This is a genomic window from Sneathia sanguinegens (assembly GCF_001517935.1).
Lineage (GTDB): Bacteria > Fusobacteriota > Fusobacteriia > Fusobacteriales > Leptotrichiaceae > Sneathia > Sneathia sanguinegens.
The window spans coordinates 1-495 of the sequence record NZ_LOQF01000030.1 but is presented as its reverse complement, the minus strand read 5'-3'; the positions used below and the strand labels follow the sequence as shown (position 1 = coordinate 495).

1 protein-coding gene is annotated in these 495 nt (G+C 33.3%); it reads left to right on the top strand.

The genetic code is table 11. The features are described 5' to 3' along the window. Positions 1–176: 176 nt before the first annotated feature. Positions 177–495 (top strand): minor capsid protein (locus tag AWT65_RS06290; RefSeq protein WP_198142968.1); only part of this gene is annotated, 319 nt, incomplete at its 3' end.

The window sequence follows — 495 nt, the reverse complement described above, 5'->3', positions numbered from 1 at the left end:
ATTGAAGTTAGGAATTGAAGAAAAGGTAGTAGATGAATTACTAAAAATAATAGGTAAAAACATAGTTCCTAAAAATCAATTCAATGAAGTGAATGAGGTTAAAAAGCAACTGGCTATCAGATGGTTCAAACTTTAGTAGTATAATATGGAAAAACAAAGAAAAGCTACTAAACGAAATGCAAAAAACAATTACAGTTGGAGTAATAACAGGTAAAACACCTTATGACTTATCTAAGGACTTTGCAAGGGTAATGAAAGTAGATAGAAACAGAGCAACAGTATTATTACAGACCGAGACTGCAAGAGTTAGAAGCATGGCAGAGATTGAAAGCTATAAGCAGATGGAAGTTAGCAAGTATCAGATAATAGCTACATTAGATGATAGAACTTTTGACATATGCCAAAGTATGGATATGAAGGTATTTGATGTCAAAGATTATGAAGTTGGAGTTACTGCTCCACCTTTCCACCCAAATTGCAGAAGTACCAAAGTGC